The sequence below is a fragment of the Marinobacter guineae genome, assembly GCF_002744735.1.
Taxonomy (GTDB): domain Bacteria; phylum Pseudomonadota; class Gammaproteobacteria; order Pseudomonadales; family Oleiphilaceae; genus Marinobacter; species Marinobacter guineae.
The window spans coordinates 675367-694938 of record NZ_KZ319340.1; the positions used below are offsets into that span (position 1 = coordinate 675367).

Annotated in this window: 20 protein-coding genes; 10 read left to right on the plus strand and 10 right to left on the minus strand. The window is 59.6% G+C overall.

Annotated elements, in window-relative coordinates:
• Positions 1 to 6 precede the first annotated feature (6 nt).
• The 5 genes from CLH62_RS11160 (at position 7) to CLH62_RS11180 (ending at position 4809) form a co-directional block, all read left to right on the plus strand.
• Positions 7 to 669 carry a methylamine utilization protein gene (locus CLH62_RS11160; protein WP_099618228.1) on the plus strand — a complete coding sequence of 221 codons (663 nt, stop codon included), beginning with the start codon at positions 7 to 9 and terminating at the stop codon, positions 667 to 669.
• The gene (locus tag CLH62_RS11165; RefSeq protein WP_099618229.1) at positions 669 to 3023 is read left to right on the plus strand and encodes a putative bifunctional diguanylate cyclase/phosphodiesterase; all 2355 of its coding nucleotides are present in this window, start codon (positions 669 to 671) and stop codon (positions 3021 to 3023) included. Before CLH62_RS11160 ends, CLH62_RS11165 begins: the two co-directional genes overlap by 1 nt.
• Positions 3020 to 3895, plus strand: a complete 876-nt coding sequence (locus tag CLH62_RS11170; RefSeq protein ID WP_099618230.1) for a DUF3034 family protein — start codon at positions 3020 to 3022, stop codon at positions 3893 to 3895. The genes CLH62_RS11165 and CLH62_RS11170 overlap by 4 nt, the downstream gene beginning before the upstream one ends.
• Before the next feature lie 2 nt (positions 3896 to 3897).
• Complete coding sequence (locus CLH62_RS11175) at positions 3898 to 4347, plus strand: group I truncated hemoglobin (protein ID WP_099618231.1); 450 nt, start codon at positions 3898 to 3900, stop codon at positions 4345 to 4347.
• 75 nt (positions 4348 to 4422) lie between these two features.
• The gene (locus CLH62_RS11180) at positions 4423 to 4809 is read left to right on the plus strand and encodes a DoxX family protein (RefSeq protein ID WP_099618847.1); all 387 of its coding nucleotides are present in this window, start codon (positions 4423 to 4425) and stop codon (positions 4807 to 4809) included.
• A gap of 9 nt (positions 4810 to 4818) precedes the next feature.
• On the opposite strand, the gene CLH62_RS11185 is transcribed toward CLH62_RS11180, so the two are convergent.
• Positions 4819 to 6615, minus strand: coding sequence for a sensor domain-containing diguanylate cyclase (locus CLH62_RS11185; RefSeq protein WP_099618232.1), 1797 nt, complete (start codon positions 6613 to 6615; stop codon positions 4819 to 4821).
• Between the two features lie 158 nt (positions 6616 to 6773).
• Between CLH62_RS11185 and CLH62_RS11190 the strand changes: the two genes are divergently transcribed.
• Positions 6774 to 7004 (plus strand): DUF1653 domain-containing protein, encoded by a 231-nt coding sequence (locus CLH62_RS11190; protein ID WP_099618233.1) that lies wholly within the window; start codon positions 6774 to 6776, stop codon positions 7002 to 7004.
• A gap of 116 nt (positions 7005 to 7120) precedes the next feature.
• Positions 7121 to 8443, plus strand: coding sequence for a Na+/H+ antiporter family protein (locus CLH62_RS11195; protein WP_099618234.1), 1323 nt, complete (start codon positions 7121 to 7123; stop codon positions 8441 to 8443).
• Positions 8444 to 8499: 56 nt separating this feature from the next.
• Here CLH62_RS11195 and CLH62_RS11200 read toward each other — a convergent pair whose 3' ends face one another.
• Together CLH62_RS11200 and prlC are read right to left on the minus strand one after the other, a co-directional pair.
• Positions 8500 to 8757 carry a YheV family putative zinc ribbon protein gene (locus CLH62_RS11200; protein ID WP_099618235.1) on the minus strand — a complete coding sequence of 86 codons (258 nt, stop codon included), beginning with the start codon at positions 8755 to 8757 and terminating at the stop codon, positions 8500 to 8502.
• 138 nt (positions 8758 to 8895) lie between these two features.
• Positions 8896 to 10941, minus strand: coding sequence for an oligopeptidase A (prlC, locus tag CLH62_RS11205; RefSeq protein ID WP_099618236.1), 2046 nt, complete (start codon positions 10939 to 10941; stop codon positions 8896 to 8898).
• A gap of 211 nt (positions 10942 to 11152) precedes the next feature.
• Between prlC and CLH62_RS11210 the strand changes: the two genes are divergently transcribed.
• The 3 genes from CLH62_RS11210 to CLH62_RS11220 all read left to right on the plus strand — a co-directional run bounded on the left by CLH62_RS11210 (position 11153) and on the right by CLH62_RS11220 (position 13921).
• Positions 11153 to 11689, plus strand: a complete 537-nt coding sequence (locus CLH62_RS11210) for a gamma carbonic anhydrase family protein (protein ID WP_099618237.1) — start codon at positions 11153 to 11155, stop codon at positions 11687 to 11689.
• 40 nt (positions 11690 to 11729) lie between these two features.
• Complete coding sequence (locus CLH62_RS11215) at positions 11730 to 13277, plus strand: alkaline phosphatase family protein (RefSeq protein WP_099618238.1); 1548 nt, start codon at positions 11730 to 11732, stop codon at positions 13275 to 13277.
• Between the two features lie 188 nt (positions 13278 to 13465).
• Positions 13466 to 13921, plus strand: coding sequence for an Hsp20/alpha crystallin family protein (locus CLH62_RS11220; RefSeq protein ID WP_099618239.1), 456 nt, complete (start codon positions 13466 to 13468; stop codon positions 13919 to 13921).
• A gap of 31 nt (positions 13922 to 13952) precedes the next feature.
• Here the strand turns inward: CLH62_RS11220 and CLH62_RS11225 are convergent, their stop codons facing one another.
• The 7 genes from CLH62_RS11225 to dprA all read right to left on the minus strand — a co-directional run bounded on the left by CLH62_RS11225 (position 13953) and on the right by dprA (position 19572).
• Positions 13953 to 14270: a PA4642 family protein gene (locus CLH62_RS11225; RefSeq protein ID WP_099618240.1), complete on the minus strand. Its 318-nt coding sequence runs from the start codon at positions 14268 to 14270 to the stop codon at positions 13953 to 13955.
• 114 nt (positions 14271 to 14384) lie between these two features.
• Positions 14385 to 15218, minus strand: a complete 834-nt coding sequence (locus CLH62_RS11230; RefSeq protein ID WP_099618241.1) for a flagellar motor protein MotB — start codon at positions 15216 to 15218, stop codon at positions 14385 to 14387.
• A gap of 4 nt (positions 15219 to 15222) precedes the next feature.
• On the minus strand, positions 15223 to 15996 hold the full coding sequence (locus tag CLH62_RS11235; RefSeq protein WP_099618242.1) for a motility protein A: 774 nt from the start codon (positions 15994 to 15996) through the stop codon (positions 15223 to 15225).
• A 55-nt stretch (positions 15997 to 16051) separates the two neighbouring features.
• Positions 16052 to 16879: a shikimate dehydrogenase gene (gene aroE, locus CLH62_RS11240; RefSeq protein ID WP_099618243.1), complete on the minus strand. Its 828-nt coding sequence runs from the start codon at positions 16877 to 16879 to the stop codon at positions 16052 to 16054.
• On the minus strand, positions 16872 to 17798 hold the full coding sequence (hemF, locus tag CLH62_RS11245) for an oxygen-dependent coproporphyrinogen oxidase (RefSeq protein WP_099618244.1): 927 nt from the start codon (positions 17796 to 17798) through the stop codon (positions 16872 to 16874). The genes aroE and hemF overlap by 8 nt, the downstream gene beginning before the upstream one ends.
• Before the next feature lie 8 nt (positions 17799 to 17806).
• The gene (locus CLH62_RS11250) at positions 17807 to 18379 is read right to left on the minus strand and encodes an L-threonylcarbamoyladenylate synthase type 1 TsaC (protein ID WP_099618245.1); all 573 of its coding nucleotides are present in this window, start codon (positions 18377 to 18379) and stop codon (positions 17807 to 17809) included.
• A 44-nt stretch (positions 18380 to 18423) separates the two neighbouring features.
• Complete coding sequence (gene dprA, locus CLH62_RS11255; protein ID WP_099618246.1) at positions 18424 to 19572, minus strand: DNA-processing protein DprA; 1149 nt, start codon at positions 19570 to 19572, stop codon at positions 18424 to 18426.

The window sequence follows — 19572 nt, forward strand, 5'->3', positions numbered from 1 at the left end:
GGATTGATGAGACCATCAGCGATAGCATTGACGGCGGCACTGATCATGACTGCCGTGCCCCTGGCAGCGACTTCATCCGAGCTATCTGTGACCGTTACCCAGAGTGGCAGCGCCGAACCCGTGACAGGTGCAGTAATTTCTATCGCCACCTTCCGGAAGGTGGCGCCGGTTTCCGCCGAAATCTACCAGCAGAATCGCGCGTTCCACCCCCACCTACTCGTGATTCCTGTCGGTTCCAGTGTCGATTTTCCCAACCGTGACAACACCCAGCACCATGTCTATTCTTTCTCGCCAGCCAAGACCTTCAACATCGAACTCTATGCCGGGCGCCCGGAGGCACCCATTGTTTTTGATAAACCCGGGATTGTTGAGTTGGGCTGCAACATACACGACCACATGCGGGCGTTTATTATCGTTACTGATACAGCGGCCATAGGCCAGACCAATGAATCGGGCCAGGTCACCCTTGCCATCGACCCGAAATACGCTGAGGGCGGCGAGGCCAGGATAGAATTGCAGGTCTGGCATCCTCGACTACCGGACAATACCCGGCCGGTGGTCCGTGAAGTCGACCTCGGCCAGCCGGCGAACATCACTCTCAGTCTTGAACCCGAGCCTGCGACCGATGGCTCACTGGATCGCCTGCAGCAACGTTTCCGGGAGCTTTAATGGCATTTGCGTCTCGCCTCGGGTTCCGCGGCCGGCTCATTACCGCAATGATCTCCCTGGTGGCGCTGGTCAGCCTGGTGATCGTTGCCCTGCTGATGGTGTACCTCTTCGAGGATGAAAAGAACCGGGCACTGCAACAACTCACCATCGGTGAGCGGCTGACCAGGGAGGTCATTGAGCGGCGTACTGATCTTGAGCTCTCCCGCCTCAGCGTACTGGTTCAGGATTTCGGCTTCCGCTCTGCCGTGGCCAGCGGCGATGCGGCGACCATCGGCAGCACACTGGAGAACCACAGCGGTCGGGTTGGTGCCGGTTTTGCCCTGCTGCTGGATGGCGACGGGGAAGTACTGGCCTCGACCTTGAACCGCAGGCTCCCGGACATATCCTCCGAACAACTGGCCAGCGCCCGTCGTAACGGTTTCGCCCGATCGTTGCTGGCCATTGACGGCCGGGGCTACGAGGTTCTTGTTATTCCGGTTGAAGCGCCTGGACTGCGCGCCTGGCTGGTGACCGGCTTTGCCATGGACCAAACCCTGGCGGAGGTTATTGCGCGGCTCAGTGGCACCTCTGTCATCTTCCGGGCCCGGTCCGAAGACACCGTCGAATTCAGAAATTTCGCCGCCACCACCGGCATTGATAACAACCTTCAACAGGAGCTCACGCGGGCATCCGGTGACCAGAACTTCCTAGAAAGTGCCGGATATTTCACCCGGATCATCAATCTTGGCGAGTCGGCTTCCCCCTCCATTCAGGCGGTCCTGCTGATCAGCCGCGATGCCAGCCTCCAGAATTACTACAAGCGTGCGGTGGAAATCGGCTTGCTGGTGACCGCCATACTGATTTTCGCCATCCTGCTGGCGCTGGTGATTGCCCGCACTCTGGGGCGCCCGGTGCTGCAACTGGCAAACTACGCCCGGGCTATAGGTGAGGGCGACACCCCCACAGCCCCGGCTATCCGGGCCGGCGGCGAACTGACCCAACTTCGGGATGCCCTGCGGGACATGCTGCTGAGGTTGCGGGACCGGGAAGCCCAGATTCGCTACGCCGCAACGCACGATGAGGTCACCGGGCTCGGCAACCGGAACGCACTGATGCACGCCGCCAGCGAGCTGTTCAAGGAAAACGGTCAAGGCACTCTAATCGGTATCCGGCTGAACGATCTCTCCGACATCAACGATACCCTGGGTCTGGAATTCGGGGATAAAGTGCTGGGCGGAACCTCACGGCGTCTGCAGCAGGAACTCCCGGATGCCCGGATCATCGCACGCACCGGGGGCGGCGAGTTTCTTGCCCTGATCCCCTCTTTGACGCCAGTGGAGCTTGATCGCAGGGCCGGGCAACTGCACGACCTGATCGAATCACCGTTACAGATCGACCAGACACCCTTTTCCCTGCGCATTACCATGGTTAGTCTGGAGTTACCGGAGGATGCCGCCAATACCAACGAACTTCGCCGCCGTCTAAACCTCACCTTCGAGCAAGCCGAAACCCATGCAGAACCCTATACCCGCTACCAGCCGGGGCAGGACGAGAGCCACCTCAGAGAACTGAAACTGATCACCGACCTGCATACCGCCATCCTCAACAACGGGCTGCACATGAACTACCAGCCCAAACTGGACAATCGCACCGGCGAACTGGTTCAGGTGGAGGCCCTGGTGCGCTGGATTCACCCGGAGCTCGGTTTTATCTCACCCGAGGAGTTCATTTTTCTCGCAGAGCAATCCGGACAGATCCACGACCTGACCGCCCATATCCTCCAGCGCGTAGCCGGAGATGCCCGCCAGTGGCATAAGCAGGGCGTTGACGCCGGGGTGGCCATTAACCTGTCCGCCATGGACCTGACCTGGCCAGCACTGACCCGGCATATTGCCGACACCTTCCAGAACTGGCACCACAACATGGAGCGCATCACCCTGGAAGTGACCGAGGGCGCCCTGATGGAGGATCCGGACGAAGCCATGGCCACCCTGGAGAGGCTCAGGGATTTGGGCGTGACCCTGTCAGTTGATGACTTCGGCACCGGTTATTCCTCATTGTCGCAACTGCGTAAGCTGCCAGTGCAGGAGTTGAAGATCGACAAGTCGTTCGTGCTGAAGCTGGATTCCGAGCCCCAGGACCAGCTGATTGTCCGGTCCACCATCGATATGGCCCATGGCCTCGGGCTGAAAGTAGTGGCCGAGGGCATCGAAAACCTGAAGGCCTGGCAGCTGCTGCAATACTGGGGCTGCGACCTGGGCCAGGGCTTCTACCTGAGCCGCCCGGTTTCTGCCGATGATCTGGCGGAGACCGCAAGATCACTGGCAGCCCGCAAACAGGAACTGACCGAACCAAACCCGGAGTATTCGGAATGAGAAATTGGCCTCTGGTTTCGTTGGTGGCGGCTCTCCTTGCTGCACCCGCGGCGATAGCTGACATCGGCAGTCGAATCTGGGGCACCGGAGGCGTCACCACCATTGAAGGCAGTGCCGGCGGCGGCCTGGTGCCCTGGGCCCTGCTGGGCAGTTACGCCAGCGATGAAGAGTGGGGTGGTACCCTGGCAATCAGCCGTGCCAAAGTCGATGACTACAGCCTGTCCGTGACCGGCGCCGGGCTCAACTGGAACAACCGGATTGAGCTCACCGTGGCGCAACAGACCCTGGATCTGGACAGCCTGGTGTTCACTCTCAAGGACAGTTTCGGGCTGGAGCAGGACGAACTGCGCCAGAATATCTTCGGCGCCAAAGTCCGGCTTGCCGGTGATGTCCTGTACAGCCCATGGGGCCAGTGGTCAGCCGGTGTGCAGCACAAGCGCCTGCAGGATTTCACCGTTCCGGGGGCGATCGGCGCCCGGGATGACAGTGGCACCGATGTGTATGTCAGTGGCAGCAAGCTGTTTTTTGCGGCCCTGATGGTGCGCAACCTGCTGGTTAACCTCACCGCCCGGAGCACCCGGGCCAATCAGGGCGGCCTGCTCGGTTTCGGCGGCGACCGTAACAACAGCTACGAATTGATGATGGAGGGCAGTGTCGGGCTGTTCCTTAACCGCCAGTGGCTGGTGGGCGCCGAATACCGGCAAAAACCGGACAACCTGGGCTTTGCCGCCGAAGATCACTGGTGGGACCTGTTCGTGGCCTGGGTTCCGGATCGGCGCCTGGCCGTTACAGCTGCCTTGGTCAACCTGGGTGACGTGGCCACGCTGGAGGACCAGCAGGGCCTGTACCTGTCTCTACAGGGGAGTTTCTGATCATGCTTTCTTTAAAACTGCACTCCAGCGCCTTGACCATGATGCTGGCAGCCGCGCTCATGCTCGGTGGCTGCCAGGCGCTGGACTCCCAGCCCGAGCCCAGCCTGTACCAGCAGCTCGGAGAACGGGCCGGCATTGCCGATGTTGTTGAGGATCTGCTTTACCTGATCGTGGAGGACGAACGCATCAATCACCAGTTCAAAGGAATTGATGTAGTGCAGTTCCACCGCAACCTGACCGACCAGCTGTGCCAGCTCAGTGGTGGGCCCTGTACCTACACCGGCCGGGAAATGCGGGAGCTGCATGCAGACATGGCCATCACCAATACCCAGTTCAATGCCCTGGCCGAGAACCTGATACTCGCGATGGAGGAGAACAACATACCCACCGGTGCCCAGAACAGGCTGATCAAACAGCTTCTGCCACTTTATCCGGACATTCGAAATCTTTGAGAGCCCCTTATAAAAGGGTAAGCTGTGCGGCTCATCTGACCACTGCCGATCCAGCCAGAAATGGAGACCCGCACCTTGCTCGAAAACGCTGATCTGGGAAAACTGATTATTCGCCTGACCCTTGGCGGCCTGATGCTGTTCCACGGTATTGCCAAACTGCTCAACGGCGTTGGTTTCATTGAGAGCGAGCTGGCCAGCCATGGGCTGCCTACCTTCCTGGCCTACGGGGTTTTCGTGGGCGAAATCATTGCCCCTCTAATGGTGCTTCTGGGCTACCAGACCCGCATTGGCGCCCTGCTGATCGTGTTCAATATGCTGGTGGCGATTGCGCTTGTGCATGCCAACGAATTGCTGGCCCTTGGCCGCAGTGGAGGCTGGGCGCTGGAGCTCCAGGGTTTCTTCCTGTTCACAGCGGTGGCAGTGATTTTCCTCGGGCCGGGGCGTTACAAACTGAAGAACTGACTGCTCTGGTCAGACGCCGGGGACCGACGCCTCCCTGAGTCCACGGGCAACCATCACCCGGTTACGGCCCGATTCCTTGGCTGCATACAGCGCGTCATCGGCCTGCCGGATCAGCTCGTGGGCTTCCATGCCCTGAGTGGGCACGAGGGTGGCGACACCCACACTGACGGTCAGGCTGACCGGCGCCACCCCCTCTCCGGAATGCACCGGGGAGCGGGCAATTGCCTGGCGAACCCGCTCGGCAACCTGAACTGCGCCTTCTTCCGGCGTTGCCGGCAGCAGGATACTGAACTCCTCGCCGCCATAACGGGCCAGCAGATCCCCCGTTCTCTGGACTTCGGCGGCGCACAGGGCCGCCACTTCGGTCAGGCAGTCATCGCCCACCAGGTGCCCCAGTTCATCGTTTACCCGCTTGAAGTGATCGATATCCAGCAACAGCATGCTTAACGGATGGCTGTGGCGGAGAGCCCGCTTCCACTCGTCTTCCAGCTTTTCGTCAAACTGACGTCGGTTGGCGACATGCGTCAGACCATCAGTCAGGCTGATCGCCTTGAGTTGCTCGTTCGCACGCTCCAGCTCCTCGGTACGCTCCTGAACCCGCATTTCCAGGGTCTGGTTCGCCTGTTGCTGAATAACCAACGCCTGCTCCTGGGCTTCCTGCCGTCTGCGACGCTCAAGATTGATCCGGTAGGCCATGGCAAAGGAAAGCAGGATCACTTCCAGGGCTACACCGACCTGGGGCACGAATTCCGTCAGGAAACTGCGGGGCATAACCCCAAGCTTGCTCAAAGCCAGAATCAGGTGGCCAATCAGCAACGGCGTCCAGGCCAGCACATAGAAGCCACCCAGAATCTGGCCTTTGCGCCAGACCTGAACGCCAATCAGCCAGGCCGCTGGAGTTGCCAGCGCAGCCAGGACGCTGACCAACACAATACCGGCCTGGTATGAGCCAAAAAGGCCGAACAGTAACGAAAAGACAGCGCCCGCGCGAACGAACTGCAGGAACCGGTAACTGGTCAGGCTATAAAGGCGGACGTTCAGAAACCTGAGGGTAAATGTGACGGCAAAAAACAGGGCAAGGCTGATGGCCGGTACCGTGAAGTACCGGTTGATCCCGGGTAAATCCGGCCACAACCACTGGAACAGCAGGCCATGGAAATTCAATTGGACCAGTCCGGTGGCAACAACGGTCAGCACGTACCAGAGATAGGTGGAGTGGCGGACAATCACGAACAGGAACAGGTTATACAGCGCCATCGCAATGATGATGCCCAGAAATACCGTTTGCCACCCATAGGACAACTGCTCATTGGCCAGAAAATCGGCCGAGGGCGTGACCGCCACGGGAATTTGCACAGAACCGAGGGTTTTCACCCGCACGAAGGCTGTCACCGGTTCGGTATTTGAAGGCACCAGGAACACGAAATCGCGGTGATAGATGGGACGGCTACTGAAGGGCAGGGTGTCGCCGGTATGATGGGTCTGGATCAGTTCTCCATTGAGAACCCAGTGAACGGACACTTCGTCAAGCAGCGGATAGCCAATCTCAAGTACCCGGTTGGCCGGGTCCGGCGGAACCTCGATCTTCAGCCAGAAACTGCCATCGCTGAATCCACGATTGAACACATCACCGGCACCGAAGGCCTGCCAGCTGTCTGGCGGCAAGGTGCGGACATCCGCCAGCACCAGCTCATCCGCCGGCGCCTCCAGCCACTCGAAAGCCACCGGGGCGGCCCGAGCCGAAGCGCCGGCCAGAGCTGCCAGCCACAATAGAATCAAAAGGATGCGGGGGACCTGCCGCTTCATAGCTTTTTCCGGTTTCCGGGCCTGGCCGGTTGTTCTAAACTTTCAGTCCCTGACTGAGTCTTTTTGCATCCATACAGTTTTCCACAGTTTAGACGGTTACGCATACCGCGTCCGCCATTCCTGCAAAGCCAGATTAGTCTGGTTTGATGAGGCCAATAATGACTGAGCGCAAAAACGAGATACGCCCCGGCCGCTACCGCCACTACAAGGGCAACGATTACGAAGTGATTGGCATCGCCCGGCACAGTGAAACCGAGGAGCAGATGGTGGTTTACCGCTGCCTGTATGGCGATTACAGCCTTTGGGTGCGCCCTCTGGCCATGTTCCGGGAAACCGTGGAAGTGGCCGGTGAGCAGGTACCCCGCTTCGCCCGGCTGGACGAGGCCTGACCGTTACACAACCGCTTTGACTACCACGTTCATTTCCTGCACATTACCGCGCTTTTCATGATCCCAGCCCCCACAAGGGGCGGGATAAACTATTAATTCCTACCCGGAGTTTTGCCATGAATGCCGTTGTTGCTGCGGTTGCCATCATGCTCGTCCTGAGTTTGTGCCGCATTCACGTTGTCGTTGCCCTGATTATCGGTGCCGTATCCGGCGGCCTGATCGCAGGCCTGTCCCTGGATGCCACTATTGAAGCCTTCAATAGTGGCCTCGGCGGCGGTGCCACCGTGGCGCTGTCCTACGCCACCCTGGGGGCTTTCGCGGTCGCCATCGGCAAGTCCGGCCTGGCTCACGCCCTGGCGGACAAAGCCCTGGCTCTGGTTGGCCGGCAAGACGAAGGCAAGGCCGTCAATGGCATTCGCTTCCTGATTATCGGCCTTCTGCTGGCCATCGCCATCTCGTCCCAGAACATCCTGCCAATCCACATCGCCTTTATTCCCCTGGTCGTACCGCCACTGCTGTACGTGATGGCGAAACTGAACATGGACCGTCGCCTGGTCGCCTGCGTACTGACTTTCGGCCTGATCACCCCGTACATGTTCCTGCCAGTGGGCTTTGGCGGTATCTACCTGAATGAAATCCTGCTGGCGAACGTGAACGAAAGCGGTGTTGATACCACCGACCTGAACGTCATGTCCGCCATGGCCCTGCCGGCCCTGGGCATGCTCTGCGGCCTGATCATTGCGGTGTTCTTCAGCTATCGTGGCGAGCGCCGCTACAACATGAACGCCATCGCCCGCACGGAGCGGGTCGACGTGAGCTACAGCCCGCGAACCCTGATCATGGCCCTGGTGGCCATCGTCACTGCCTTTGTGGTGCAGCTCTGGCTGGGCTCCATGATCCTTGGCGCACTGGCAGGCTTTGTGCTGTTCAATATCTCGGGTGTGGTGAAATGGAAAGAAGCGGATGACCTGTTCACCGAGGGCATGAAAATGCTGGCAATGATCGGTTTCATCATGATTGCTGCTTCAGGTTTTGCGGAAGTCATGCGGGAAACCGGCGAAATCGCCACACTGGTCGAAAGCTCCGTGGCGACCATCGGTGAGAACAAGGCCATGGCGGCCTTCCTGATGCTGGTGGTGGGCCTACTGATCACCATGGGCATCGGCTCGTCGTTCTCCACCATCCCCATCATCGCGGCGCTGTACGTGCCCCTGGCCCTGGAAATAGGCTTCAGCCCCCTGGCCATCGTCGCCCTGGTCGGCACCGCCGGTGCCCTGGGTGACGCCGGCTCCCCGGCCTCAGATTCCACCCTCGGCCCAACCGCCGGCCTGAACGCCGACGGCCAGCACAACCACATCTGGGATACCGTGGTGCCGACGTTCCTGCACTACAACCTGCCGTTGCTTGGCTTCGGGTGGTTGGCGGCCGTGATTCTCTGAACTCGGAGGTTGCTGTCCTTTGTAGCCTTCCTGGTTGGGGGGCTGCGAGGGACAGGCTACTCCCCGTCGTCGGCGGATGCCTTGAAAAACACCACCTGTTTGACGGTGTGATCATCCTCGTTCTTGCGCTTGTTCACCCGGGTTTCCAGCTCCGGGTTGGCCGGCTGTTCGACGTCGGACACCGCATCGGTGAAGCCGCAGGCCACGCACTCGCGGACCTGGTCATCGTCGTCGGTGGTGAACATCATGATCTTGTCCATCTCCGCACAGCGGGGGCAGACGGCGCCGGCGATAAAACGTTTTGGACTCGCCATAAAATACTCCAGTAAATTTGGGCATTGGTTGTCGGGTTACGGCCTTTGGCCTAACCCGACTTACGTTCCTGACGATCCGGCAGACGACACCAATGCTGTAGGTCGGATTAGCGAAGCGTAATCCGACATCGCGTTTCGTCAGGCTGCTTCGCCCGCAATGCCGCAGTGTCTCAACAACGCATCCACCTGAGGCTCTCGACCCCGGAAGGCCTTGAACAGTTCCATGGGCTCCTGCGAGCCGCCTTTCTCAAGGATGTTGGTAAGGAAAGCCTTACCGGTTTCCGGATCGAAGATGCCTTTTTCCTCAAACAGGGAGAAGGCATCGGCGGCCAGCACTTCCGCCCACTTGTAGCTGTAGTAACCCGCTGCGTATCCGCCCGCGAAGATGTGGGAGAACGAGTTGGGGAAACGGTTGAATTCCGGGGCCGGCACCACAGCAATCTCGCTGCGGACCTTGCGGTGCATATCCAGCGGGTTGGTGGGTGCCTCGCTGGTGAATTCGGCATGCAGGCGGAAGTCGAACAGGGAGAATTCCAGCTGGCGCACCATGGCCATGCCGGACTGGAAGTTCTTCGCCGCCAGCAGCTTCTGCAACAGGTCTTCCGGGAGTGGTTCGCCGGTTTCGTGGTGCGCGGCGATCAACCCCAGGGATTCCGGGTTCCAGCACCAGTTTTCCAGGAACTGGCTGGGCAACTCCACGGCATCCCAGGCCACGCCGTTGATGCCAGATACGTCCAGCACGTCGACCTGGGTCAGCATGTGGTGCAGGCCGTGGCCGAATTCGTGGAACAGGGTAGTGACTTCGTCGTGGGTCAGTAGCGACGGTTTGCCATTCACCGGTGGCGTGAAGTTACAGGTCAGGAAGGCGACCGGCAGCTGCAAGTGACCACGCTGGTTGCGCCACCGAACCCGGCAATCAGCCATCCAGGCGCCGCCACGCTTACCCTGGCGGGCAAACAGGTCCAGATAGAACCAGGCCAGGGGTTCGCCGTTACGGCTGATGCAGTAGGCGGTGGCGTCTTCGTGCCAGGTCTCCACCTCGGGCCTGGCTTCAATCTGTACATCAAACAGTTTCTCTGCCACCCGGAACAGGCCGGGCACCACGTTGTTCACCGGGAACCAGGGTCGCAGGGTTTCCGGGGAGATGTCATAACGCTTCTGGCGCAGTTTCTCGCTGTAATAGCCAATGTCCCAGGCCTGCATGTCATCAGCGCCAAACTCGTCTTTGGCAAACGCCTTCAGCTCGGCAAATTCCTTTTCGGCCTGGGGCTTTGCCTTGGCCGCGAGCTGGTTCAGGAACTCCAGCACTTCATCGCTGCTACGGGCCATTTTGGTGGCCAGCGAGCGCTCGGCAAAATTGTCAAAACCCAGCAGCTGGGCAAGAGCGTGACGACGCTTCAGAATTTCCGCCATGACCGGTGTGTTGTCCCACTGACCAGCATCGGGACCCTGATCCGATGCCCGCGTGCCAAAGGCTTCATAGACTTCCCGGCGCAGGTCGCGGTTGTCGCAATAAGTCAGAACCGGGAAAAAGCTGGGGAAATCCAGGGTAATCACATAGCCGTCCAGCTCTTTCTGCCGGGCGGCCTGCTTGGCGCCTTCAATGGCCGTTTCCGGGATACCGCTCAACTCATCCACATTGGTGATATGTTTGAACCAGTGCTGGGTCGCATCCAGAGTATTGTCGCTGAACCGATTGGACAGTTCCGCCAGCTCCCGGGACAGATCGGCATACTGCTTTTTCTTGTCTTCAGGCAGATCGACACCGCCCAAATGGAAGTCCCGCAGGGTGTTTTCAACCGACTTGCGCTGGGCTTCGCTCAGATCCTTGAAGTCCTCTCGCGCCGCCACTTTCTTGTAGGCGTTGCAAAGTGCCTCGTTCTGGCTGACTTCGGTGGTGTACTCGGTCAGCTTTTCCAGGCAGTTTTTGTAGACCTTGCGCAGGTCGTCGCTGTTCATCACGCCGTTCAGGTGTGAAATGACCGACCAGGCATTGCTCAGCTTGTTTTCCATCGCCTGCATTGGCTGCGCCAGGGTGTCCCAGGTGGGATCCTCATTCTGGGCAAGGCTCCCAATCTTGACGCGGTTTTCACTGAGAATCTGGTCAATTGCCGTTTCCATGTGTTCAGTGCGCACATGGTCAAACTTCGGCAACAGGTCGTCGGTCAGTAACGGGTTATTCATAGGTCCCCTTCTCAGCTATTAAAATCTCAGGTAATTTCGTTTAGTCAAACCTCGGGGAAGGTACCTGTGGGAGAGGCCGTCCCAAAACACGCTCCTTGCGGCACATCCATGCGACGCTTGGGCTCCGCCATCCCTGGCTCCGCACAGTTTTGGGACGGCCTCTCCCACAGGTACCCCGAATCTCCGGGTAAACGCTATATGGGTATATGTAATGACGAATGTACGTTCATACAAGAGTATCACGCCACAATTTGGGGAACGCACCTGGATTGATCCAAGTGCCGTAGTGATCGGTGATGTCCAGACCGGTGATGACGTTTCTATCTGGCCCATGACCGTGGTGCGTGGCGATATGCACCAGATCCGCATTGGGGATCGCTGCAGTATCCAGGACGGATCGGTGCTGCACATCACCCACGCCAGTGATTATAACCCGGGGGGTTATCCGCTAACCCTGGGTGACGACGTAACGGTGGGCCATAAAGCGCTGCTGCATGGCTGCACCATTGGTAGCCGGGTACTGGTCGGTATGGGCTGCATCATTATGGATGGCGCCGTGGTGGAAGACGAGGTGATTGTCGCGGCCGGTTGTCTGGTGCCCCCGGGCAAGACCCTGGAATCGGGGCACCTGTACGTTGGCTCGCCGTGTAAAAAGGCCCGGGCGCTGACCAATCAGGAACGCGGGTTCTTCAAATACACTGCTGCCAATTATGTCCGGCTCAAGGATGACTACCTGAGCGAACAGTAAGCCAGTGGTCTGAAAGGCTACCGGAGCTCGTATTTTGACGATGATTCTCTGGTTACTGCTTCTCAACGGCCTGTTTCTGGTTCCGTCGCTGGCTCTGCCGGGCGCCTCTCCATGGTTCTCGCTGGAGGCCCTGATGGTGTGGGCGACCTTGTGCGCGCTTCCTGAGTCGGGCAGGCGGTACCGTGTCACCCTGGGCCTCGCAGTTCTCTATGGACTGCTGGCGCTCCTTGTTCTGGCGGACACTCTGGTACGGGAAAGCCTGGGGCGCGGCCTGAACCTGTATCTGGAAGTGCGACTGCTGGACGCCGCCTGGAACCTGATGACCACCAACCTGGGCGCCCTGCTCGCGGTTCTGGCCCTGGCACTGTTTTTGGCCTTGCTGGCCGGCTTCACCTGGCTGGTTCGACACGGGCTGGACCGACTGACACATCATTCACCGAAATACCTGGCCAAACCGCTCTGGCTGGTTGCCGGACTGGCCGCGGCCGGCGCGGTAACTCCCTGGATCGGCAGCCCGGCGCTGGCCTTTGTGGCCAACCAGGCCGCCCTGATCAGCCATACCCACCAAACCACGCAAACCTTCGCCGAGCAACTCCGGACCCCGTCCGGAATCCGGAGCCAGCCCACGCCACTACCGCAACTGGGCAACAAAGATGTGATCCTCGGCTTTATTGAATCTTACGGTGTGTCCGCAGTCACTGATGAACGGTACCGGGAGGTCATTGGCCAAAGCCTCGATACCATGGCTGAGGAGCTTGAGGCGGCCGGACTGACCATTGCAACCGGGCGGCTGCAATCACCGATCCAGGGTGGGCAATCCTGGCTCGGGCACCTGTCGGTTCTCAGCGGCCAGTGGGTTCATAACCAGCTCGCTTATGAGACACTGCTCAGCAGCGACCACTCTACCCTGATCGATGACTTTCGCAGTACCGGCCACCGGGCTGTGGCAATCATGCCAGCCATCACCGAAGCCTGGCCAGAGGGCCGGTTATTCCGGTATGACCAGATCTACGACCACAACGACCTTGGCTACCGGGGGCCGCCGTTCAACTGGGTCACCATGCCGGATCAGTACACCTGGCGCCGGTTTCAGCACATCCGCGAACAGCACGAGGGACCGCTGTTTGCCGAGCTGGCGCTGATCAGCAGTCATGCGCCCTGGGTACCAATACTGCCCGTGCTCGACGACTGGGAAACCATCGGTGACGGCCAGGTGTTCCAACGCTGGGAGGGCGCTGGAGAAGCGCCGGTATCGCTCTGGCGTGACCCGGACCGGGTCCGGGAACACTACGCGCAGGCCACCGCTTATGCCCTCAAGGTTGCCGGAGGTTTCGCTTCCCGCTACGTGCAAGAAGAAACCCTGATGATCATTCTCGGTGATCATCAACCCGCACCTTTGATTACCGGGGAAAATGCCAGCCGGGATGTGATTATTCATGTGATCAGTGCCGATCCGGAATTGATTGAACCGTTCCTGTCCGGTGAACTGCCCGGATTCCAGCCTGGCACCCGGCCGGACCTGCAAACCGCCGGAGCCCCCATGAACCGGTTTCGACCTTTCCTGCACCGGAACTTCGGGGAATTATGAGCCCCGATTGACGCTGGTCAAATATCAACCAGGCCAGCCCTTGAAAACCAGTCTGATACACCTACATTGAGAACTAGCAGAGGTTCACGGATAACCATCCGGCTTGCGCTACCGGCATGGAGCTGTTCCGCGATCGAGGCTGATAGTTCTTTATTCAGATTCGTTCCGATGAAAAGGAGGAGATCCTTATGAGCAATATTACCCGCTGGAATCCGGTCAATGAGTTTGAGGACCTGATGAACCGTTACAACCGCATGTTCGGCGTGACCCGCTCCGGTGGTGAACGTGAGGGCAAGGACCTGTTCAGCCGCAGCGACTGGGCACCGGCGGTCGATATCAAGGAGACCCCGGAAGCCTTCACCATTGAAGCCGAGTTGCCAGGCATGTCCAAAGAGGATGTGAAGGTCACCGTGCAGGACGGCGTTCTGAGCATTCAGGGCGAACGCAAGAGCGAGGAAGAATCCGACGACAAGAAGCACCACCGGGTCGAGCGCTTCTACGGCAGCTTTCTGCGCCGCTTCACGCTGCCGGAAAATGTCGATGAAAACAGCGTGAAAGCCAATTTCAAGGACGGCATGCTGACCCTGACACTCCAGAAGGCCGAACCGAAAGAGCCCAAGGCCATCGAAGTCGACGTGCAGTAAACTTCGCCGGCTTCACGCGTCCGCACCGGGATCAGCTCCCGGCTGCGGCCGTTTTTTTCGCACCGGCCTTTTCCAGCGCCTTCGCGTAGTCAACGCCCCGGCGATGCCGGGAAATCAGATCAAGGATGGTTTCACCTTCACTATTGGTGGCGTTCAGATCCCGGCCCTCGGCAACGAAGAATCCGATGAAACGCTCAAAATCTCCGGCCCGCATGGCCTGGTAGGCTTTCAGCAAGGCATGGTAATCGGCATTTTCGGCAGCGTCCCAGGGCCGGATGTCCAGAAAACTCCTGACCCGCTCATCGCTCCATTCTTCGCCAATGACTTTGGGCTTGTCCGGTCCGCTCATGGTTGCTCTCTCATGTCGCTTTGCCAGTGAAATATATGGCCGAACAGTATAAAGCCCTGAAAGCACATCAGTTATATGGATTACGAATGAGAGACTGCATGACAGCTATAAGGCTCAGGGCATTACTTCAACCGGAAGGTCACCCGTAGGGATCGCGTCGTCACACTCCGGATTACGAATGGCAATTTCCACCCGCCGGTTGAGGGCCCGGTTTTCGGGGGAATCGTTCGGCGCCAGCGGATTGGTCTCGGCACGGCCGGCAGCAACCACCCTCTCAGCGGGAACCTGCCGGTTCATCACCAGCTCGTGAACCACCGAAACCGCACGGGCCGCCGACAGATCCCAGTTGGAGCGATAGCGGTCACTGGAAATGGGGCGGTCATCGGTGTAACCGGAAACCAGAACATCGCCGGTACAGGCGGATAGGACGTTTACCACCCGCTCAATGATCGGAATCATCTCCGGCTTGATGGCCGCCTCTCCGGATCGAAAGGTGGCCTCTTCGGAGAACCGGATAACCACCTTGTTCTCATCGTAGTTGACACTCAGAGCCTCGGAGGCCACTTCCGATTCAAGTTCCCGAATCATCCGGCTGGCCAGATCAATCACACCGCCGGGAATTTTGGTGGGTGCGCCATCTTCTGTACGTTCGTCTATGAACTCCGGCACTCGGGCCTGGGACTCGGGCGGCTCCGGCAGAGACACCGTGTCCGATTCGATCAGGGTCAGCGGTGAACCGCCCACACCCTCTGCCAGCACGTTATCGGAGCCGAAAGCCACGGCCATTGAATTGGCCATGACACGGTATTTCTCAACGTCCATTTCAGCAAAGGACAACAGCAGAATAAAAAAGGTCAGCAGCAGGGTGGCCAGATCGGCAAAGGTGACAATCCACGCCGGAGTCTGGTTCTGCAGGCGCTTCCTGTTTTTCTTCTGGACCAGCTCCAAACCCTCAGGCCTCCCGCTCCGGCGCCAGACCGATCCGTTGTTCGGGCGTGACGAACGATGACAGCAGCTCGGTCATGACCCTCGGGTTCTCGCCGCGCATGATGTTCTTGATCGAGGTGATAATCAGCACGTTATTGCGCGCCTCGTCCTCGGCCTTGAGCTGGAGTTTATCCGCCAGCGGAAGGGCAATCAGCTGGGCAATAAAGGCGCCGTATAGCGTCGTAAGCAAGGCGATGGCCATGGCAGGGCCGATGGAGGAGGGGTCGTCCAGGGTATTGAGCATCTGCACCAGACCCACCAGGGTACCAAGCATACCAATGGCTGGCGCCGATTCGCCTATACCCCGGAACACCCGCTCGGCCACTTCATAACGCTCCGCGGTTTGCTGGGTTTCCTGGGCCAGTGCCTCTTCCACCAGTTCCGGCGGATGGCCGTCGACACAGAGATTGATGGCCTTCTGCAGGAATTCGTTCTCGGTCTGGTGATTTTCCAGCCCCAGAATGCCCTCTTTGCGAACCACCATGGCCAACGAGCCCACTTCCCGGATCAATTCCGCTGGCCGGTCCATGCGGTCAGTGAACGCTGCCGACATCGCCAGGCGAAAGGCACTCATCACCGACGCCATCCGGAACTTGATCAGGGTAACCGCAAAGGTTCCGCCGAGTACGATAGCCAGCCCCGGGAGGTTCAGGAATGTCAGGAAGGAAGCGTTAGCCAGCATTGCCAGAATGACAATCAGGACGCCGGCCACAAGCCCCACAAGGGTAAGAATATCCATCGAAAATCCCTACGGAAAGTTGACCCTGAGCATAACCCAATCCGGGGTCAGCGGCTCAATCGTTGCGCAATTCTTCAATCACCGGCGCGGTTTCCGGGCTGACACCACGCCAGATCCGGAATGACTCGGCCGCCTGCTCCACCAGCATGCCAAGACCGTCGTAAACGGTTTTTGCTCCCTGATCAAGCGCCCATTGGTTGAAGGTTGTGGTCTGCAAAGAATACATCATGTCGTAGACCACCGTTTGCTCACCGATAACCCCGGGTGACAGCGGCGGCAGATCGCCCTGCAGGCTGGCACTGGTGCCATTGATGATCAGGTCAAAAGGCTCCCGGGGCTGCTCAAAACCGCAGGCAGATAGCCGCGCGGCCCCGGCCACCGGGGTAAACAGTTCAACCAGAGCCTCGGCACGGGCCACCGTGCGATTGGCGATGGTCAGGACCATAGGACGCTCCGCCAGTATCGGGCCCAGAACACCACGAACTGCACCTCCGGCACCCAGCACCAGAACGCGGGCACTCCCGAGGCGCACACCGTGGTTACTGACGAGATCCCGGACAATGCCGCAGCCATCGGTGTTATCAGCCGTGAGCACGCCGTCGACATCCAGATAGAGCGTGTTGGCCGCGCCGGCCTTTTCGGCCCGCTCGGTCCTGCGGTCTGCCAGCTTCCAGGCTTCTTCCTTGAACGGCACAGTTACGTTCAGGCCCTTGCCACCGCGCTCGAAAAACTGCCTGACGGTGCCCGGAAAATCGTCCAGGGGTGCCTGGATGGCGGTGTATTCCATCGCTTCGCCGGTCTGGCAGGCAAACAGGCTGTGGATTCTCGGCGACTTGCTGTGGCTGATCGGGTTACCGACAACGGCGTACAGATCGTTATTCATGGCTCGTCTCCAGCCAGTCCCGGCCAGTGAGGAAAAACTCGGTAAGCCGGGCCTCATCAGACCCCGGCTCTGCGGTCCGGTTGTAATCCCAGCGCACCAGCGGTGGCAGGGACATCAGGATGGACTCGGTCCGGCCGCCGGATTGCAGGCCAAACAGGGTGCCGCGGTCATACACCAGGTTGAACTCCACGTAACGCCCGCGCCGATAGAGCTGGAAATCCCGCTCACGATCACCGTAAGGGTGACCCATCCGCCGCCGGACAATGGGCTCATAGGCTTCAATGTAGCTATCACCCACGGCTTTCATCAGGCCGAAATCCTGGTCAAAATCCCCGGTGTTGTGATCATCAAAGAAAAGGCCACCCACACCCCGGGGTTCATCCCGGTGCTTGAGATAGAAATAGTCGTCGCACCAGTGCTTGAAACGATGGTAGGTTCCCTCGCCAAAAGGCTCGCAGGCGGCGTGGGCGGTCTTGTGCCAGTGCACACAGTCTTCCTCGAAGCCGTAATAGGGGGTGAGGTCGTAACCGCCGCCGAACCAGTAAACCGGTTCGCTGTTCTGTGGCCTGGCGATAAAAAACCGGACGTTGGCGTGGGAGGTGGGCACATAGGGATTGTTCGGATGAATCACCAGCGAAACGCCCATGGCTTCCCAGGGCGCCCCGGCGAGGTGCGGCCGGTGGGCCGTTGCCGAAGCCGGCATGGTCTCGCCCATCACATGGGAGAAGTTGACCCCGCCTTTCTCGAATACCCGTCCCTCAGTGATCACCCGGCTTACGCCGCCGCCACCTTCCGGGCGATCCCAGGCATCCCGGATGAAGGCTGCACCGCCGTCGACGGTCTCCAGACGGCTGCAAATGGTTTCCTGCAGCCCCAGCAGGTACTGTTTTACCGCATGGCTATCGGGTTGCTGTGACATGGACTCTCCTAGCGAAGCTGCCTACCGCTGACAATATCAATAATCCGGCTGGGTTTGCGATTGCCTCCGAGTGCGCCGGGCACAATCCAGTCGAGCTGGTCACCGAAGTACCGCCGCACCTGCCAGATATTCCGGGCCGGCTGGCGACCCGCCGGATTGCAGGATGTGGACACCAGAGGCATGCCTGCAGTGTCGCATAAGGCACGCACCACCGGATGCTCGCTGACCCGGACCGCAATGGAACGATGCTGCCCGCGTACCCATTCCGGCACCTGCTGCTCCACATCGGGCAACAGACAGGTCACTGGCCCGGGCCAATGGCGTTCGGCCTCTGCCTGAAGCGAACGGGGCAGGGGATCCAGCAGAAAGCGGATCTGATCCACCGATGAGGCCACCAGAATCACGCCTTTTTCCACCGGACGACGCTTCAGCTCCAGAATCCGTTCCACCGCCTGTTCGTCCCAGGGGTCACAGCCGAGGCCCCAGACCGCTTCGGTGGGATAGGCGATCACGCCTCCGTGTAACACGGTGCGACGAACACAATGCAATTGCCAGTCAGAAAGCGGGTTGGAAACGGCCATACTGCTCTTGTCAGAATCAATCGGGGTGGATGATCACACGGAGCTCAGGCAATTTTCTGGAAACCTCCCGGAGCGGAACTCACCAACCCCTGCAACTCCAGGAGCAGCAGGGACTGCATGAGCTGATCCGCGGGAAGACCAGTGGCTGAACTCAGTGCGTCGGTTGATTGGGGATCATACCCTAAAGCCTCAAATACCGCGATTTCCCGGCTATCCAGACCGGCCAGAGACTGGCTGGACCAGTTCTGCCGCTTCGGCTCCGCCGTGGTAGTGGGCTCATCCAACAAAGGCGCGGACCACCAGGACCCCAGCTCCTCGAGAATGTCGTCTATCGTCTCAACGAGGCGCGCGCCCTGCTTGATCAGATGATGGCATCCCCGGGCGACCGGGCTGTGGACCGACCCCGGAATTGCAAACACCTCGCGCCCCTGCTCGAGAGCCATCCGCGCGGTGATCAGGGAGCCACTGCGCAGACCGGCTTCCACCACCAGAACGCCGCGGCTCAGGCCACTGATAATGCGGTTACGCTGGGGAAAGTGGGCCGCTTTGGCCGGGGTACCGGGCGGGTATTCGGAAATCATCAGGCCCTCGGCAATAACCCGCTCGCCAAGCCGGCGATGCTGGGTTGGATAGATACGGTCCAGCCCGCACCCGATCACCGCCGTAGTTGAAAAGCCCGCATCCAGGGCGCCGGCGTGGGCGGCACCGTCGACACCCAGCGCCAGGCCACTGGTGACCAGTAACTCCCGGGCGCTGAGTTCGGCCGCAAACCGGCGGGCATGATCCAGGCCCGCCCGGGTGGCCTTGCGGCTGCCGATAATGCCGATCTGCTCCCGACCCAGAAGCCCGGGGTCGCCGAGGGTATAGAGCACCAGCGGGGCATCGTGAATGTGTTTCAGCTGTTCCGGGTAGTCCGCATCCTGCCAGGTGACAAGGCCAATGCCATGGCGCCGGCAGTTTTCCAGAATGGTCCGGACCTCTCGCACCACCGGATGCGTTTCATCCCGATGCTGCCATGCCTGGATGGCCGCAAGGCTTTCTGCCGTCAGGCCAAGTGCCCGTATGGTCGCCGGATTCATGGTGAGCAACTTGATCAGTTCAGGAATTTCCGCCAGCAAGTCCCGGCGTCGGGCGCGGCCGAATTTTGGTAAGCAGGTAAGAAGCAGCCACTGGGCTGAAGGGGAGGAAAACAC

Excerpts from the sequence above, each read along its gene's own strand:
- CLH62_RS11160 (WP_099618228.1), top strand. The coding sequence starts at position 7 with ATGAGACCATCAGCGATAGCATTGACGGCGGCACTGATCATGACTGCC.
- CLH62_RS11165 (WP_099618229.1), top strand. The coding sequence starts at position 669 with ATGGCATTTGCGTCTCGCCTCGGGTTCCGCGGCCGGCTCATTACCGCA.
- CLH62_RS11170 (WP_099618230.1), top strand. The coding sequence starts at position 3,020 with ATGAGAAATTGGCCTCTGGTTTCGTTGGTGGCGGCTCTCCTTGCTGCA.
- CLH62_RS11175 (WP_099618231.1), top strand. The coding sequence starts at position 3,898 with ATGCTTTCTTTAAAACTGCACTCCAGCGCCTTGACCATGATGCTGGCA.
- CLH62_RS11185 (WP_099618232.1), bottom strand. The coding sequence starts at position 6,615 with ATGAAGCGGCAGGTCCCCCGCATCCTTTTGATTCTATTGTGGCTGGCA.
- CLH62_RS11190 (WP_099618233.1), top strand. The coding sequence starts at position 6,774 with ATGACTGAGCGCAAAAACGAGATACGCCCCGGCCGCTACCGCCACTAC.
- CLH62_RS11195 (WP_099618234.1), top strand. The coding sequence starts at position 7,121 with ATGAATGCCGTTGTTGCTGCGGTTGCCATCATGCTCGTCCTGAGTTTG.
- CLH62_RS11200 (WP_099618235.1), bottom strand. The coding sequence starts at position 8,757 with ATGGCGAGTCCAAAACGTTTTATCGCCGGCGCCGTCTGCCCCCGCTGT.
- prlC (WP_099618236.1), bottom strand. The coding sequence starts at position 10,941 with ATGAATAACCCGTTACTGACCGACGACCTGTTGCCGAAGTTTGACCAT.
- CLH62_RS11210 (WP_099618237.1), top strand. The coding sequence starts at position 11,153 with ATGACGAATGTACGTTCATACAAGAGTATCACGCCACAATTTGGGGAA.
- CLH62_RS11215 (WP_099618238.1), top strand. The coding sequence starts at position 11,730 with ATGATTCTCTGGTTACTGCTTCTCAACGGCCTGTTTCTGGTTCCGTCG.
- CLH62_RS11220 (WP_099618239.1), top strand. The coding sequence starts at position 13,466 with ATGAGCAATATTACCCGCTGGAATCCGGTCAATGAGTTTGAGGACCTG.
- CLH62_RS11225 (WP_099618240.1), bottom strand. The coding sequence starts at position 14,270 with ATGAGCGGACCGGACAAGCCCAAAGTCATTGGCGAAGAATGGAGCGAT.
- CLH62_RS11235 (WP_099618242.1), bottom strand. The coding sequence starts at position 15,996 with ATGGATATTCTTACCCTTGTGGGGCTTGTGGCCGGCGTCCTGATTGTC.
- aroE (WP_099618243.1), bottom strand. The coding sequence starts at position 16,879 with ATGAATAACGATCTGTACGCCGTTGTCGGTAACCCGATCAGCCACAGC.
- hemF (WP_099618244.1), bottom strand. The coding sequence starts at position 17,798 with ATGTCACAGCAACCCGATAGCCATGCGGTAAAACAGTACCTGCTGGGG.
- CLH62_RS11250 (WP_099618245.1), bottom strand. The coding sequence starts at position 18,379 with ATGGCCGTTTCCAACCCGCTTTCTGACTGGCAATTGCATTGTGTTCGT.